Source organism: Treponema sp. Marseille-Q4523, assembly GCF_016901105.1.
Classification (GTDB): domain Bacteria; phylum Spirochaetota; class Spirochaetia; order Treponematales; family Treponemataceae; genus Treponema_D.
The window spans coordinates 1-16,758 of record NZ_JAFEVM010000019.1; the positions used below are offsets into that span (position 1 = coordinate 1).

Consider the following 16,758-nt stretch of genomic DNA (forward strand, 5'->3'; position numbering starts at 1 on the left):
TCGGTCAATTTCTTTTTCGTTTTCATGTCTAACCCCATCTTGCCCTTCCTTCGGGCTTCTATTTTGGGTTAGATTTTTACGTGATGAACAGCTTTTTTTTCGGTTAGATTTAACGTGAGGCAATGCGCCCGCTGGAAATATTCGGGGAAGCGTGTTACAATCGCCTTATGAAAAACACACGAAAACTCTGTTTTGCCCTTGTCGTTTGGGCGTGCGCGTTTGTTTCGGTTTACGCGCAGACTATTTTGGAAAGCACCGTTTTGCAAAAAGTGCAGGCGGCGGTATTTGAAGTTGTCGTCGAAAAACCGGCGGAGGGAAATCTCACATACGAAAAAAAACTTCCGCTTGAGCGCATTCCGTTTGCGATCCGCAACGATGCGTACTTGCCGATCGGTACGGCGTTTTTGATGAACGACGGAAAATTTTATTCTGCGGCGCATGTATTTTCGCTGTACAAAGAAACGCTGTATACGAATTATTTTTTGCGCGGCAAAGACGGTAAAACATGGAAGATTTCGTCGGTTACGAAATTTGCGACCGACCGCGATTTTATCTGTTTCGATGTAGAAAATTTTACTGCGGATAAAAGCAAGGGACTTTCCGTCGCGCCCGATGCGGCGTTGAACTCGACCGTGTTTTCCGTCGGCAACGCACTCGGTGAGGGTATCGTCATCAGAAACGGTGTGCTCACGAGCCGTACGCCAGAACAGGAAAACGGCGCATGGCAGTGGCTCCGCTTTTCGGCGGCCGCAAGCCCGGGAAATTCCGGCGGACCGCTTATCACGGAAAAAGGCGACGTGCTCGGCATCGTCGAAATGAAAAGTCAAAACGAAAATCTAAATTACGCGCTGCCCTTTGCGGAAACGAAAAACGTCGCCGACAACACCGGCGTCGTACACATCCCGTTTTACTATCGGCTGCCGACGATTTTGACGGAACGCTTTTATCATGTTTTCGATGAAAAACTTTCGCTGCCGCAAAATCTCGGATCGCTCCGCGCGGAGATCACGTCGCGCAACAGAAACAATACCGACAAGCTCGTACACGACTTGGGCGAACGCTTTGCGCCCGACGCGAACGAAGGCTTTGCCCGAGCTGCCGGGGCCGCGGAAATGCTTTCGAATTCGTATATGAGCGGCTTTCCGTACACGATTTATCTGTCGGATGCGGGCAAGTGGGATTACGCGAAGCCGAAAGAAATTTCGACGCATCAGCTCGGCGACGACGGTTTTGTCAATTTCGGAGCCATGCTCGGCTATACGTTCGCATATATCGTCAAGCCGGAATCGGTCGCGCTGAAAGACCTTATCGCCTCTCCGAAAACTTACGTCGACTATATCCTCTCGGCGAGCAAAATCACGCGGAACGTTGCCGGCGAAAATATCGCGATCACATCTTTCGGTGACCCGTGCAAAACCGACAAGCACATCGACCGCTTCGGACGCACGTGGCTTGTCAATTATTGGGAACTTCCCTTCGTCGATTATATGGCGATCGCGTACGCGCTTCCGATGCCCGACGGCGTATACGTTATGCTCAAATTCGATTCGTACGGCGACGTTTTAAACGGGCACCGACAGGATATGGCCTTTATCACCGACTACGCGTATCCGTCGTATTCGGCGGAATTGAAAAATTGGAAAGAATATCTTGCGCTCTCCGAAGCGGAAGTCGGAAAACGCGATCCCGTTATCGCTTCCGTTTCGCTCGATTATTCCAAAAAGCATATCGCGCTCAAAACCGGCGCGTATTCCCTTGATCTGCCGTCTTCGGTTTTGACTCCGGCGGACGACACGACGCTCGGCCTTTCGATCGGCTATGCGTTCAAAGACGGCAAACTCGTGCAGGAAGAAAGGGCGTTGAGCCTTGATACGAATAAGCGCACGGAAAATTACCGCTTTTTGTTTATTTCCAAACAGCCCAAGCCGGATGCAAGTGCGCTGAAAACGACGACGGAAAGCTGGGAGCAAAAACGTGACGGCATTGCCCCTTATGACGGAAAGCCGTACGACAGTGAACAATACACGATGATCGATAAAATCATCTATCCGCACGGCATCAGCTACAAGACCCGCAGCGGTGCCGACTGCATCTATATCCTCGGCGGAGGATTGGGAGGACAGGGGAAAAAGAGCGAAGCGCTGCGCTTTATCGCCGCTGCTGAAAAGGCTGTCCGAGTACGGTAAGAGTTTTAACAACGTGCAGATCATTCCGAGAACGGATCGATCTGCACGTTTCAGCCGGGATACCTAAAACTCGAAATTGAGTCTATTTAGAAATTAAGTCTATTCGATCGATAGAACGATCCCGCCGCTTTATGTGAGATAATTCTTCGCACGAATACGATTGAGGACCTTTAAATAGCAGTTTTTAGAAGCAACTTTGAAAAGGCGATTCTGCGGCGGATATTTATGCGCTCCCGCTCCACGAATCGACAATCGATTTGATCTGCGCTATATCGGATAGGATATCGCCGCGATTTTTTTCGGAATAAGAGGCGAGTTTTTGCCGGAGCTTTTTTAAAACGGGAACCAGCGTTTGCAAACGTTCGAGCGGCACGCCGTCAGGATCGTATGTGATAAGCACGCTGCCCGTTTTTTCGTTGTACTTCGGATCGGCTGCGGGGCAAATCGAGTGTAATACGGCGAGGGCGGCCGACCGTATCGCTTCGTCGCGGAGAGCGGGATCGCGCAAACGCAGTCTGCCCGGAAAATAATTGATCTGCATCATTCTTTTTTCAATAACGGCTGCATCGCCCGCACGGCAAATGCGATCGTCGACGAATTGTGCAAAACGGCTGCGAGCGACGGCGAAATAAAGCCGAACAAACCCGCTGCTATCAACGCGGAATTAACAATTATTATATTTTTATTGTTGCCGTCGATTTTTTTCATCAAACGCTGACCCATGACCCGCGTTTTCAGCAGCGCCGCAAGTCCGTCGCCCGACGGCAGCACGATGTCCGCCGTCTCTCCGGTGATTTCCGCGCAGTCGCCCATGGCAACTCCGGTATTCGCAGCGGCGAGTGCAGGGGCATCGTTTATACCGTCGCCGATCATGATGACGGTGTGCCCTTCCCGCTTTTGTTTTTCGATGTATGCGACTTTGTCTTCCGGCAGCGCGTGCGCAATATAGTGATCGATGCCCGTAAGCTCCGCGGCAGTCTTCGCCGCACCCGCATCGTCGCCCGTTATCATCGTACAGTTGACGATGCCCGTACCGTGCAGGCGGCGGACGATCTCTTTCGCATCGGCTCTCACGGGATCGGTGATCGCGAAAGCGGCGAGCAGCCCTTTTCCTTCGGCGAGGTACAAAAGCGATTCGCCCCGATCGAGCGCGTCTTTGGCGATCGCATCGAGATGTTCCGGACGCAGTACCTTTTCGTCGTCAAATATAAAGTGCCTGCTGCCGATCGAAAGGCGTTTACCGTTCAGCGTCGTTACGATGCCGTGCGCGACGATGTATTCGACTTTTGCGTGGCGTTCGGGATGCTTGAGTCCTTTGTCGACGGCGGCCTGTACGATCGCATGGGCGACGGGATGAGTAAAATGTTCTTCCAAACACGCGGCCGTTGCAAGCATCTCATCTTCGCTCTCTTTGCCGAACACGATGATGCGCGAAAGTTTCGGTTCCGCCGCCGTAAGCGTGCCGGTTTTGTCGAACACGACGGTATCGGCGCGGGATGCGTCTTCGAGAAATTTTCCACCTTTGACGAGGATGCCGTGCTCGGCTGCTTCTTTCATCGCGCTCAATACCGCAAGAGGAGCTGCGAGCTTCATCGCGCACGAATAATCGACCATAAGCGTCGACAGCACCTTTGTCATATTTCCCGTAAAAATAAAAGTCAAAAGCGAAAGCAAAAAATTATATTTGACGAGCTGATCGGCAAGGTGCTCCGAACGTACTTGCGACGAAACTTTCAGCTGCTGCGACGAATCGATCATTGCGAGGATATTCTGCACTTTCGTCTGACTGCCCGTCGCGCGTACGAGCACGAACAGCTCTCCTTCCTGCACGATCGTTCCGGCAAATACGCTGTGTCCTTTTCGCTTTTCGACGGCGAGCGGCTCTCCGGTGATCGACGCCTGATTGACAAGCGCTTCGCCTTTGACGACTTCGCCGTCCGCCGGAATGAGCGAACCCGTGCGCACCGCGACGATGTCGCCTTTTTTCAGCGTATACAGAGGAACCTTGCGTTCGGTATCCCCTTCGACGAGCTGCACTTGATCGTTTTCGGAAAACAGCGTCGATGCCAGATCTTCATAGGATTTCTTTTTCGTGTATTCTTCGATCGTTTCGCCGATATCGAGCAAAAAATTGATATTCGACGCGGTCGTCATATCGCCTGTCACCGCGGCTGCCGTAATGGCCGTCGCATCGAGAATGTCGGCGCAGAACACTCGTCCGGAAAAAATCCGTTTTCCGCCTTTTAAAACCCGCGGCGCGATCGAAGTGAACTGCAAGATCAATCGTAGCGGCGGAGGTAAAAGTCGTTTTGCATAATGCCATGCCGCCATCGAAATGAGCGATCCCAAGAGGCTTGTCTGTTTCGTGGGGAGTGCGACGGAGGCAAGCATATCGTCGTCGTTGAGATATTTGTCGGAAAGAGCGGCAAACAGCGCTTTGATGCTCTGTTCGGATTGTTTTGTTTCGTCGTAATAGATAAGGAATGAACCCGTGATGTGATTGACCGTTACCTGGTTCATCCCTTCTTGAACGGACAACAAATTCTGCGCCAGAACAGCCTGACGCAGATTCACTTCAGATTTGTCGTACCGTATTCGGATGCGCCCCGGAAGAGAATGTTTTATATAAAAATTCATAAAGTATGATTATGCTTTTGCAGCGGTCTCTTTTTTGTGTTTCGCTTCGGCATCCGCATCTTCGGCGTCTTCTTTTACCGATTCAAAAAAAGCGGAAGCGTCGTCTTTGAGCTGCAAGCCGGCGACCATCAGTTTGGAACAGCCTTTGCGGAAAGCATCCGTTTTGATAAGCGACACCGCTGCCGCACCGACAATCGCACCCAGTAAAAATTTTTTCATGCCTTCTGACATCGTATTCTCCTGCCGAAACCCGCCGGTCTTTCATTTGTATTGAGTTTTATAATGTATGTATATGATACCGCTATGAGTGGGAAAATGCAAGAGTAAATAATTCCGAGCAGTACGCAGGAATTATTTACGTCTCCTATGAGAGAAAAACGTGTTGAGCGTTTTTCGCCTCTCGACTTATATTGATCAAATCCGAGCAGTGCGCAGGAATTATTTACGTCTCCTATGAAAGAAAAACGGCTCGGCCGTTTTTCTCCTGCGGACTTATCAGCGCGATCCCGAGCACGGAGTGCGAAGTTCCCCGCGCGACTTGCAACGAGCACGAAGTGCGAAGTTCCCCGCGCAACTTGCAACGAGCACGGAGTGCGAAGTTCCCCGCGCAGGAATCGCTTTCAGACTTACAGACCTATCCCCTGCCGGTTTGATTAAAAGGCAGCAATTGTTGCAATTAGTCCGAAGATAACGCCGGGCAAATTTGCCGCCGATAAAGGATAGTCGCGTTTCTCTTTTAAAAGTCCGTAAGCCGTCCATATAGTGCAGTTGACCGCGGCAGCTAAAGGTTGTATAAACGGCGTTTTGTGTCCGTGAACGTCGCCCCATATTTGGGGAATGTATGATACATACATAAACACTGAAAGTACCGTTCCGATCCAGCCTAAAATTTTTAATTTCTTTTCGCTCATCTTGTTCCCCTTGCGGATCCTGTGCCCGCATATATGCGCCACTATATCGTAATTGAAAAAAAGACACAATCAACAATCCCGACGCAGAGTGACGGGGTATGAAATCCTCCGCACGAATAAATCGTGTTATCGTTTCGACTCGCACCGGCTGTATGCTCGGCAGCAGTCCTGCCGTTTGCCGCGAAATATTTATTATTTGCTGAATTCGCGGTTTAAAAAACGGTTTTTTCAGCCGATGTCCGAAATTTACACTGGCAAAATATACGATATGATTTATACTGTACGCACAATCAAAGAAACTGTCCGAAAATCGAAGCTTTTGGACAGCCACATCGATCACGTTTTAGGAGAATGATATGCACAAGCGAATCGCAGCCGTATCGGCGGCAATCCTATTGATCGCGGGAATAATCTCGTGTTCGAAAAAAAGCGCGGAATCCTCCGGGAAAGCGACATCTTCGTCGCAGTCCGGATCGGTCATGTTGTATTCGTCGCTGAAAGAAGCGCAGCTCATCGCGGTAAAAGAAGGGTTTACCAAAAAATACCCGAACATCGTTATGGATTATTATGCTGCGGGAACGAGTAAAGTCGCGACGAAGATGGCTGCGGAAAAGCAGTCGGGGCAAATCGCCTGCGACTTGGTATGGGTCGGCGATCCGTCGAACTATATTACGTTCAAAGAGCAGGGCATTCTCGAAGCCTATGCGTCTCCCGAAGCCGCTCACGTCGACGCGTTGTATAAAGATCCCGAAAATTATTATTGCGGCGGCCGCATGGTCGTCATGGGTTTCGCATACAACACGAATACGGTAAAACCGGAACAGGCGCCGAAAACGTGGAACGATCTGCTCGATCCGTTTTATAAAAATCAAATCGTTATGACCGATCCCGGCGAATCGGGAACGACGTTTTACGCGGTTGCGGGCTTGCTCGCCGACGCGAAATACGGCGAAGCCTATTTTAAAAAATTAAAAGCGGCGGGCACCGAACTTGAAAGCGGTACGACGTCGACGCATACGAAAGTCGCTGCGAGCGCATACAAAGTGTGTATCGCCGTCGACTACGTTACTCAGACGCTCGAAAGCGACGGTTCTCCGATCAAATTCGTGTATCCCGAAACCGATCTCGTCGCCATTTCAAGTCCGATCGCGCTCATTAAAAATTCCGCGAATCAGGAAAACGGCAAACTTTTGTACGATTACATCCTGTCGGAAGAAGGTCAGAAGATTTTGAGCGAACACGGCTGTGCGTCGATCAGAGACGACGTTCAAAAAGAGGGCAGTCTCTCTCCGTCGGAAATCGCCAAGCGCGCTATGAAAATCGACGACGCGGAAATTGCAAAGCACAGCGGCGATGTTCTCGCCGTCTTCGACAAAATCTTCAAATAAAAACTGCACGGCGGCGTTGCTCGTTATCGCGGCCGCCGCCGTATGTTGCGGTTTTCCATAAAACCGATTCGGTACGTATATGGCTCAGATAAAATTCGATTCCGTTACATTCAGATACGGAGGGCACACGATATTCGAGGATTTTTCGCTCACGGTGGACGAAAGCCAAATCCTCGGCGTCGTCGGTCCGTCCGGCTGCGGCAAAACGACGCTCATCCGCTGTCTCTGCGGATTTATTAAACCGGAAAAGGGCGAAATCTATATCGGCGACACATGTGTGTTCAGCGCAAAAAAGCGCATCAACGTTGCGCCCGAAAAACGCAATATCGGCGTCGTCTTTCAGGATTACGCGGTGTGGCCGCATATGACGGTGTGGGAAAACGTCGTCTATCCGATGAAAAAGAAAAAGATGCCGAAAGACGAAATACAAAAAAAAGCGGAGTTCGCGCTTTCTCAAGTGCGGATGGAAAAATATAAAAATCACTTGCCGTCGCAGCTGTCGGGCGGACAGCAGCAGCGCGTTGCGATCGCGCGTTCTCTCGTGTCGTCGGACGACGTTATCGTGCTCGACGAGCCGATCACGAACCTCGACGCAAAGCTCCGCGAAGAGATGCTCGTCGAAATACGGCAGATCCAGCGGACGGTCGGTACGACGATTTTGTATATAACGCACGATCAGCAGGCGGCTTTGCAGCTCTGCGATAAAATCGCGGTGATGGATCCCTCCGGTGCTTTAAGCCAAATCGGCACCGACGAAGAGATACTGCTCACCCCCGCCGATAAATTCGTCTTTACGTTTATCGGCGTATCGAATTTTATTCCGGTAAAGAAAAAATCAGACGGCATGTATTTCGATCTGAACGGCAAAGAGATACGCTACGCCGATGTCCCCGAATCCGCTTTGCCGTCCGATGTGACGAACGGCGAATACGATATGGGCATCCGTCCGTCCGACATCGTTTTCGACGAAGCTTCTGCCGTGCGCGGTACCGTAAAGAGTTCAAGTTTTCTCGGAAGCGAAAGCACCTATTTCGTCGATTTCGAAGGCAAGGAAATACGCGTCGAACAGGGTACGCTCGACATGCTCAATTCCCGCGAATATGTGCCCGGCGACGTTGCGGGGCTGAAGTTCATCGATCCGAAATACTACGCGCGGGAAAAAACCGCCCGGGCGGCGGAGGCTGTATGATGTTTAAAAACCGCAATGCCGATTTGGCAAAGCTCGACGGTAAACGTTTTGCCTTGAATCTCGACGGTGTTATGACGGCGCTCAGCTTTGTGATTTTGTTTATCGTTGTCATCATTCCGATCTTTATGATCATCTACAACGCGTTTTTTTACGAACACCGATTCGACTTGGGTTTGTTTGCACGCGTCATCGGCAACAAAGACAATATCGGCGCCATGTGGAATACGATCGTCATCGCGTTTTGGGTGACGGTGCTCGGTACGATCGTGGGGCTTTTTTACGCGTGGCTGCTCGGCAGAAGCGACATCCCGCTCAAAGGCCTCATGCGCAGCCTCTTTACGATCCCGTATATGTTTCCGCCGTTTTTCGGAGCGATGGCGTGGGACTTGATGCTTTCCGCTCGCGGCGGCTATATCAACAATTGGATCATGGCGACTTTCCATTTGCAAAAGGCGCCCGTCAACATCAATTCGGTGTGGGGTATCATATTCGTCGAAGTGTCGTATTATTTTCCGTTCGTGTTTATGCAGGTCGTCAGCGCGCTTGAACGCATGGATCCGACGCTCGAAGAATCCGCGCGCATCGCCGGTGCAAAGCAGGGCTACGTTATCAGGAGGATCACGCTTCCGCTCGTGCTGCCTGCCATATCGTCGGGTGCGCTGCTCATCCTCATTTCATCGCTCGCGCATTTCGGCGTTCCGTCGATCCTCGGATTTTCGCAAAATATCTATACGCTGCCGACGAAGATTTATCAGTTGATAAACCGTGCGGCCGGCGATTTCAACGGCATCCGCGAAGGGGCGGCTCTTTCGGTTTTGCTCGTCATCGTCGTGTCGATCGCTCTCGTTATTCAAAAGCTCGTGCTGCGCTCGGGCAGTTACGATATCATCAAGGGAAAGAGCATGCGCCCGACGCTGATCAAATTGCGCCACGGAAAATATCCGCTGCTGGTTATCGCATTTTTGTCACTCATCGTCATCGTGCTCGTACCGCTCGTCATGATTTTCCTCGTCGGATTTTTGAAAGCGTACGGACTGCCGCTTACGTTTGCAAACTTTACGTTTAAAAATTATGCGAACATATTGTTCGGCAATAAAATGGTGACGGATTCGATCCGCAATTCGCTGTTCCTTTCCGTTTCCGCCGGCGTATTGAGTATGTTCCTCGGCGTTATGATCGCGTACGTTGTCAACAAAATCAAACCGAAGGGCAAGGGCATTTTGGAAATCGTTTCGGTGCTTCCGTATTCGATTCCGGGAACGGTACTCGCCATCGGCGTTATCCTCGCGTGGTCGGGCGTCATCTTCCATATCAATTTATACAATACGATTTGGATCATCCTCATCGCGTACATCGCGCGTTATCTGTCGTTTTCGATGAAGTCCGCGTCCGCATCTCTGCAGCAAGTGCATCCGTCGCTTGAAGATGCTGCGCGTTCGTGCGGGGCGTCTCACAGCGAAGCGCTCAAAGACATAACGCTGCCTCTTATCCGGCCGGCGATGGTGTCGGGATTTTTCCTGATCTTTTTGCCGGCTATGCGCGAACTCACCACGTCGGTGCTGCTCTACGGTCCGTATACGCGGACGCTCGGGGTGGCGATTTACTCGCTGCGCAGCGACGGTTATATCCAGAGAGCTTCCGCGCTCGCTTCGGTAGCCATCATATTGATCATCGTGTGCAATACGATCGTCACGCAGATTACAAAAGAGAGAAAAGGAAGGTAGAGCCGTGGCTCAAGTCGTATTAAAACACGTTACGAAAAAATTCGAAGAAAAATCGATAGAGTCGGTTGTCGCGGTAGACGACTTCAATCTCGAAATTGAAGAGGGCGAATGCTTTTCGTTTCTCGGCCCGTCGGGCTGCGGCAAAACGACGACGCTCCGCATGATTGCGGGCTTTGAAGATTTAACCGAAGGCGAAATTCATTTGTGCGGGCGGCCGGTGTCGGTCAAAAGCAAAAACTTGTACGTGCCGCCGGAAGAACGCGGATTGGGTATGGTGTTTCAAGCGTTCGCGGTGTGGCCGCACATGAACATTTTCGAAAACGTCGCGCTGCCGCTCAAAGTGCAAAAAGTTGCACGGAACGAAATCAAAGAGCGGGTTGCCGCAGCTCTTTCGTATACGAATTTGGACGGATTGGAATCGCTCTATCCGGGAAATCTTTCCGGCGGACAGCAGCAGCGTATCGCTCTTGCGCGCGCGATCGTAACGAATCCGAAAGTCATGCTGCTCGACGAACCGCTTTCGAATCTCGATCCGAAACTGCGCGAGTCGATGCGTTTCGAAATCAAAGAACTGCAGAAAAAATTCAATTTTACGATCATCTTCGTCACGCACGATCAGTCCGAAGCGATGGCACTGTCCGACCGCATGATGGTCATGGACATGGGAAAGATCGTCCAAATCGATACGCCGCGCAATCTTTACAACAAACCGGTGAACAGATTCGTGCACAGCTTTTTGGGAAAATCGACCTTTGTCAAAGTCGAAATCAAAGACGGCAAAGCGTATCCCGACGGCGATTATTCGCAGGCCATTCCGTGCCGGCTTCCCGACGACGCATCGAACGGGGAAAAGCGTTTTATGGCGGCGCGCCCGAATGCGATCAATCTGAATAAATCGGTCGGATATAAAACGAAAATCGAAAAGCGCGTGTTCCTCACCGATTGCACCGAATACTACGTAAAAGTCGGCGGACAGATGCTCCTCGTGCAGACGCCGCACCGCGTCGTATTCAGACAGGGAGAGGAGTGCCGCGTCGATTTGGTCGGCGTCATGTGGTATAAAGACGACGATAAAAACTCCGAAGAAGAGCGCGCTCGGCGTCAACTCGTCTAATTGCGCGGAGTGCTTGCGTAAAGCGCTTCCGACGGCACAGTGCATTTGCATCCAAGTTTACAGCTTTTCCACTTCCGCTTCGCTGAGACCGGTCATTGCGCAAATTTCCGCCACTTGATAATTGTGAGCGCGCATCAACTTTGCCGTTTCAAGCTTTGCTTGGCGCGCGCCATCGGAAAAGCCTTTATCCCGGGCATCCATTTCAAACCCCGACATAAAGCGGTATTCCTGCCGTGCCTGTTCACTTTTTTTTACAGTTTGTATCATCGTTTCTATCCTCCCTGTATATTCCGTATTTGCGGCTCCTGTCTTGAGATATTCCAAAAAACCTTTGAGCTCCGTGTCCTTTGTTTTATTAAAAGCTTCCGCGTTTATTATAATCTTTTTTGTGCCGTCTTGTAAGGGCGTTTGCCGGTTTTCAATGCAGATGTTTTCAAAGGTGTAAAGCGGCCGGCCTTTCCCGACTGCATCGAAAAGGCAGACGAAAATAATGTAGCAGTCGTTTAAGGCTTTGTAATGCGTTCCCTTGTCCAAGAATGCTATGTCAATCGCTGCTTGATAGTATCGCATACGTTTCGGGATATTGTGTTCGTTCGATACCTGCATTTCGATATCGTAAGATTTGCCCGCTTCGTCTTTTACAAGTAAGTCGAGGCGTACCGACTTTGCTGCAACGCCGGTCGCTACGGTGTTTTGCGGCGACAGGTAGGCAATCTTCCCGATTTCGTTTACCAAGACCATTTCGAGGAATTCTTTACAAATACCTTCATCCTGCATGATTTTACAGAACATAAAATCGTCGGCGATAGTCAGATCGTCAAAACTTTTGTGCATAAGCGTCCTCCGTTATATATATCGCGGAGATATTGCGATTTCGGAGTTTTTTGTAAAATGTAAGTTTCCTGTGCCGTACGATCGTTGCAAGCTGCGCGCTCGTCGCCAACTCGTCTAATTGCGCGGAGTGCTTGCGTAAAGTTTATGCGCAAAGCGCTCCCGACGGCACAGTGCCGGATGCGGGAGTCGAGTGCTGAAAAGGCGGCGCGTTTGTGCTATACTTATTAAAAGCAGATTTTTGCTTTCGATGAGTATGAAAAGTTCTACTTCGTATTACGCGGCATTTACGTGGCTGTTTCACTTTCTCACTGCAGCTCTGTCCTTTGTCGTCGTCGTCGCGATTTTGAGCGCGGCGCACGAAAAAATGGTACTGCGCGCCATTTCCAATATGACCGGCGAACTCGTGCAGTATGCCGACAGCACGGCAAAACAAGTGCACACGATGCTGACCGCCTGCACATATCAGAACTTTTACAATCCCCAAGTAACGAAACTGCGCACACAGGCCGACGTTTCCAATTTTGATGCGATACTCGCGATCAGGGTATTGAATTCGTTTACGAGCTCGAACGGCTTTATCGATTCGGTGTACGTGTACAACGCGCGCCGCGCATACGTCTATTCGACAAAGGAAACGGGTTCCGATACGTGCGGCGATTTTCCCGACAGGGGGGCCGTCGAATTGCTGACCTCAAAGGACGCGAGTTATCCGTATTTGATTTGGAGGGGCGATGTGTATTCGCTTATCATTTCGGAAACGGACGCCCGTGGCGTATGCACGAATGCGATGATGGTCAATTTCGACGCAAAAGAATTTAATAAATTGTATTTTCAATTTCCGTACGACAACTGCGTGCTCTACCGCCTCGATACCGATGAAATCGTGTTTCCCGATGTCGTTTCCGAAAATACGGCTTCCTGCGATTTTTCGGCGATACGGAACGCTTCGGCACTTTCGGGCTACATAACGGTAAAACCGCGCGCATCGGGGTATGCGGCGGGAAAGAAGGTGAGAGACACATCGTTTATCTATTCGTATCTTGCAGACCCGCAGCTCTACTATATACGCTGCATCGACGCCGACAGGCTTTCGTACGAACTCGAAAGTTTTCGGACGACCGCCGTACAGGTTGCCGCGATTATTCTCGTAAGCTGGCTTTTCGTTTCGCTGCTCATATTGATACGCTTTTACGTTCCGCTCAAAAAAGTTGTTAATTTTTTTGCCGTACAAACAGGGCAGAACGCTTCCGGTGAAGATGCGGTTTTTAATAATATCGATCAGTACCTTCAAAAAGAGCTCGTAAGCAAAGAAGCATCCGCTTCCATATTAAAGAGGGAATATCTGAAACAGCTGCTTACCTCTCCCGCTCCGGACGATGTCGATTTGCAAACGGCTTTCAGCGGCTGTGAAACCGAGCTCGATACATTGCATCCGCTGTACATCGTTTTGACCGCGTCCGAACTTTTGCCGGGTGTCGAACGAACGGCAGTGCAACCGGCATCGACGGCGGCAGAAAAATCCGCCGCCGAATCTGTAAAATGTGCGCCGGCGGAAACCGCGCGGCAAGGGGATGCTCCGTGTGCAGCGGAACGCGTTGCCGTCGACGATCTCTTTGCGTTTATCGTTCAGTTTTCGAGCGAAGAAAAAGCGTCCGCATATTTTGAGCGCATCGCGGGGAACGAAAAAGCCTTTGCGGTTATTTCCGAAAAAATCTGTGGCGCGTGCGATATGCACCGTTCTTTTACACGGCTTCGGGAATTGTATGCGGCGCGCATCTTTTACCGCGAAAAAGGGGCGGCGTATGAGCGTTATATCGATACGCGGAAAAGCGGCATGCGCTATCCGGAAGCGATCGAAGCAAAATTGATGCAGGCGCTCCGGGCCGGTAACCGTGTGGCGGCGGAAGCCTCTTACGGCGATACGGTACGCGAACTCTGCGAATACCGATACGCCGCGATCGTGTTTAATTTGAAGCGCCTTTATGTAAACCTTACGGCCTCGTTGGACGGTACGCCCTCCGCCGAAAAAGAGGAACGGCTGTACGACAGCGCCGACCGCATCGCTTTAGTCATCGAACAGGCGAAAGATATTTCGGACATAGATGCGGAGTATTATGCGCTTATGGAAAAGATCTGCGCGCAGAGCGAAGAGCAACATAAGCAAAAGCAAAAGAAAACGGCCGAGCGGATCAAACGGATCGTCGACGAGCAATTGTACGATGCACAGCTGTCTTCAAAGGCGATCGCGGACAGTCTCGGCCTGTCCGATACCTATGTTTCGAAATTGTTTAAAGCATCGGAAAATATTTCGATCGCAAATTATATCAATGAAGCGCGGATGGCGCATGCAAAGCGGCTTTTGCTGGAAACCGATTTGACGATAAAAGAGATCGCCGAGCGGATCGGCATATCGAACGGACAATATTTTTACGTGCTGTTTCGAAAATATTTCGGCGCATCTCCGGCACAGTTCAGGATGCGGCCGGAGCAGCTGACGGAAAAAGCGTATGGCGACGATTAAAGACATTGCAAATCTTGCAGGCGTTTCTCACGGAACCGTTTCGAACGTGCTCAATAAAAAAGGAAACGTCAGCGTACAAAAAATCAATCTCGTCGAAAATGCCGTGCGGCAGCTGGGATTCAAACCCAATGCGCAGGCGAAGCAGCTGAAACAGGGAAAGACGAACAGAGTCGCAATCATCGTACCGAAGCTGCATATAAAACGATACGGCGATCTGTATGCGGGCGTCGCCTTTGTGCTGAACGATTCCGATTACGATCTTACGATTTACAGTACCGACGATTCAGGCGAAAAGGAAACGAAGCTCGTCGATACGATATGCGCGGAAAATCCGAGCGCGCTCATCGTCATAAGCGCTTCTCTGCAGCGTATTGCACGGTATAAAGATTCGATGCTTTTTTATGTGGAACGCCGCGTGCCCGATCCCGACGCGTTTTTTTACGCTTTCGATTTTGAGCGTGCGGGTACGGAGCTTGCCGAAAGCGCCGTAAAAAACGGACGGCGGAAGGTTGCCGTGTTTTGCGGCCCGGCACGATACAGCTGCAACGAAGACTTCGTCCGCGGCTGCATTTCGGTTTTAAAAAATGCCGGCTGCCGCTGTTCGGTTTTTTATTCGGAAGAGTCGATGTGTGCGAATACGGCGTTTGCGATCGTATCGGATGATGCCGCGTTCGACGCCGTACTCGTTTTCGGACATGAAAACGAAGAATACGTGAAAACCGCTCATGCGTATTACAATCCTGCTTCTCCTTTGCAAATTTTTACCGTAACAAATAAATCGATGATGCACGGATTCGAAACGTCAGCGTATGAATTGAATTATAAATATCTCGGCTGTCGAATCGCACAGCGTATTTTACATAAAACGTCGGAGACGGAAAAAGAATGTATCCTTCCGGCCGACGGTTTTTTAAATCCGAGCGAAGCTCCTCGCCGCATCGCAAAGCGCGAGCAGATCAATTTGCTTACGCTGAACAGTCCTACGGCCTATGCGCTGAAAGCTCTCGCTCCCTCTTTTGCCGCGAAAACGGGAATCGCGCTGAAAATCATCACGATGCCGTACGACGAATTGTACAAAGCGGCATTGGAGAGCAGGGACAGCAAAGCGTACGATTTGATACGGCTCGATATGGCGTGGCTGACCGAAATCGGCGGAGCGATTTTTTTGCCGCTCGATCTTTCGTCCGATCCGTATAAAACGATCTCCGAATCTTTTTCGACAAAAATTCCGCGCGATTATTATTATTCGGACAATAAAATCGTCGCCTTGCCCTTCGATATAAGCGCGCAGATGCTGTACTATCGGAAAGATCTGTTTGAAGACAGTCTCATACGCCGCTCTTTTTTTGAAACGACGAAGCGGCAGCTCACCCTTCCGAAAACCTATGCGGAATACGATGAAATCGCGTCGTTTTTTACGAAATCGCGGAATAAAAAATCTCCGACCGATTACGGCACATCATTGGTGATCGGTTCGTCCGTAACGGCCGCTTGCGAATTTTTGCCGCGTTATCGTTCATACGGCGGACGATTCTACGACGATGCGGGGCATATAAAGGTTACCGATCCGCTCTTTCGCAAAACCTTGATCGAGCACATAAAAAGTGCCGAGTGTATTCCGAAGCATACGCTGAACTGGTGGTCGGAAGCGATGAACGAATTCGCGTCGGGAAATACGGCTATGACCGTCGTCTTTTGCAATCACGCATCCGCGATCATGCACTATAAAAATTCCGAATTTGTCAATAAAATCGGTTTTTCGCAAGTGCCCGGCGGCTTTCCGCTTTTGGGCGGGGGCAGTATCGGCATTTCCAAAAATACCGTAAAGCTCGATGCCGTCCGCGAATTTTTTTTATGGCTGTATTCGGATCACACCGCTTCGATGATTTCGTATCTCGGCGGCTATATCAACAATAAAAAATTATTGTCCGATATCGATATTTTGAGTTTGTATCCGTGGATAGCGGGGGTCGACGCGGCGATGGCCGACGGACGGCGCCATGACGAAGTGCCGAACGCCGCATTTAACGAATATCGATTTGAAAAGATACTCGGCTCGTCCATCCGTTCGGCGCTGTTCGGTATTTTGGACGTCGATTCCGCGATCGCCGAAGCGCAAAAAAATCTCGATGCCGCATTTAATCGACCGAAATAGCAAAAAACGCAATTTTATATTGAACGTTCCAAATATATTTAAGATATTTATCCGATTTATGCTAGAAAAATCGTAAAAATTTAAAAAATACTATAAATT

The 16,758-nt window shown here is 50.3% G+C and carries 12 protein-coding genes; 7 read left to right on the forward strand and 5 right to left on the reverse strand.

Annotated features, from left to right (window positions below; translation table 11 throughout):
- The first annotated feature begins 167 nt into the window (after window positions 1–167).
- The gene (locus tag JSQ97_RS07325) at window positions 168–2,186 is read left to right on the forward strand and encodes a S1 family peptidase (RefSeq protein ID WP_205075453.1); all 2,019 of its coding nucleotides are present in this window, start codon (window positions 168–170) and stop codon (window positions 2,184–2,186) included.
- Between the two features lie 223 nt (window positions 2,187–2,409).
- On the opposite strand, the gene JSQ97_RS07330 is transcribed toward JSQ97_RS07325, so the two are convergent.
- From JSQ97_RS07330 to JSQ97_RS07345, 4 genes are all read right to left on the reverse strand, one after another.
- A complete protein-coding gene (locus JSQ97_RS07330) occupies window positions 2,410–2,730 on the reverse strand; it encodes a hypothetical protein (protein ID WP_205075454.1) in 321 nt (106 codons plus the stop codon).
- A complete protein-coding gene (locus JSQ97_RS07335) occupies window positions 2,727–4,823 on the reverse strand; it encodes a heavy metal translocating P-type ATPase (protein WP_205075455.1) in 2,097 nt (698 codons plus the stop codon). Before JSQ97_RS07335 ends, JSQ97_RS07330 begins: the two co-directional genes overlap by 4 nt.
- Window positions 4,824–4,832: 9 nt before the next feature.
- Entirely contained in the window at window positions 4,833–5,054 is a 222-nt protein-coding gene (locus tag JSQ97_RS07340; RefSeq protein ID WP_239447021.1) for a hypothetical protein, read from the reverse strand.
- Between the two features lie 422 nt (window positions 5,055–5,476).
- Window positions 5,477–5,734: a SemiSWEET family transporter gene (locus JSQ97_RS07345; RefSeq protein ID WP_187384243.1), complete on the reverse strand. Its 258-nt coding sequence runs from the start codon at window positions 5,732–5,734 to the stop codon at window positions 5,477–5,479.
- Window positions 5,735–6,090: 356 nt separating this feature from the next.
- Between JSQ97_RS07345 and JSQ97_RS07350 the strand changes: the two genes are divergently transcribed.
- From JSQ97_RS07350 to JSQ97_RS07365, 4 genes are all read left to right on the forward strand, one after another.
- The gene (locus tag JSQ97_RS07350) at window positions 6,091–7,122 is read left to right on the forward strand and encodes an ABC transporter substrate-binding protein (protein WP_187384244.1); all 1,032 of its coding nucleotides are present in this window, start codon (window positions 6,091–6,093) and stop codon (window positions 7,120–7,122) included.
- A 79-nt stretch (window positions 7,123–7,201) separates the two neighbouring features.
- Window positions 7,202–8,311 (forward strand): ABC transporter ATP-binding protein, encoded by a 1,110-nt coding sequence (locus tag JSQ97_RS07355; protein WP_205075456.1) that lies wholly within the window; start codon window positions 7,202–7,204, stop codon window positions 8,309–8,311.
- Complete coding sequence (locus JSQ97_RS07360) at window positions 8,308–10,035, forward strand: ABC transporter permease (protein ID WP_205075457.1); 1,728 nt, start codon at window positions 8,308–8,310, stop codon at window positions 10,033–10,035. Before JSQ97_RS07355 ends, JSQ97_RS07360 begins: the two co-directional genes overlap by 4 nt.
- 4 nt (window positions 10,036–10,039) lie before the next feature.
- A complete protein-coding gene (locus JSQ97_RS07365; RefSeq protein ID WP_021331606.1) occupies window positions 10,040–11,149 on the forward strand; it encodes an ABC transporter ATP-binding protein in 1,110 nt (369 codons plus the stop codon).
- Between the two features lie 57 nt (window positions 11,150–11,206).
- Here JSQ97_RS07365 and JSQ97_RS07370 read toward each other — a convergent pair whose 3' ends face one another.
- Window positions 11,207–11,983 carry an Rpn family recombination-promoting nuclease/putative transposase gene (locus tag JSQ97_RS07370; RefSeq protein WP_205075458.1) on the reverse strand — a complete coding sequence of 259 codons (777 nt, stop codon included), beginning with the start codon at window positions 11,981–11,983 and terminating at the stop codon, window positions 11,207–11,209.
- A gap of 253 nt (window positions 11,984–12,236) precedes the next feature.
- Here JSQ97_RS07370 and JSQ97_RS07375 point away from each other — a divergent pair, with 253 nt between their 5' ends.
- Both JSQ97_RS07375 and JSQ97_RS07380 read left to right on the forward strand, forming a co-directional pair.
- Entirely contained in the window at window positions 12,237–14,504 is a 2,268-nt protein-coding gene (locus JSQ97_RS07375) for a helix-turn-helix transcriptional regulator (protein WP_205075459.1), read from the forward strand.
- The gene (locus tag JSQ97_RS07380; RefSeq protein WP_205075460.1) at window positions 14,491–16,659 is read left to right on the forward strand and encodes an extracellular solute-binding protein; all 2,169 of its coding nucleotides are present in this window, start codon (window positions 14,491–14,493) and stop codon (window positions 16,657–16,659) included. Before JSQ97_RS07375 ends, JSQ97_RS07380 begins: the two co-directional genes overlap by 14 nt.
- Window positions 16,660–16,758 lie beyond the last annotated feature (99 nt).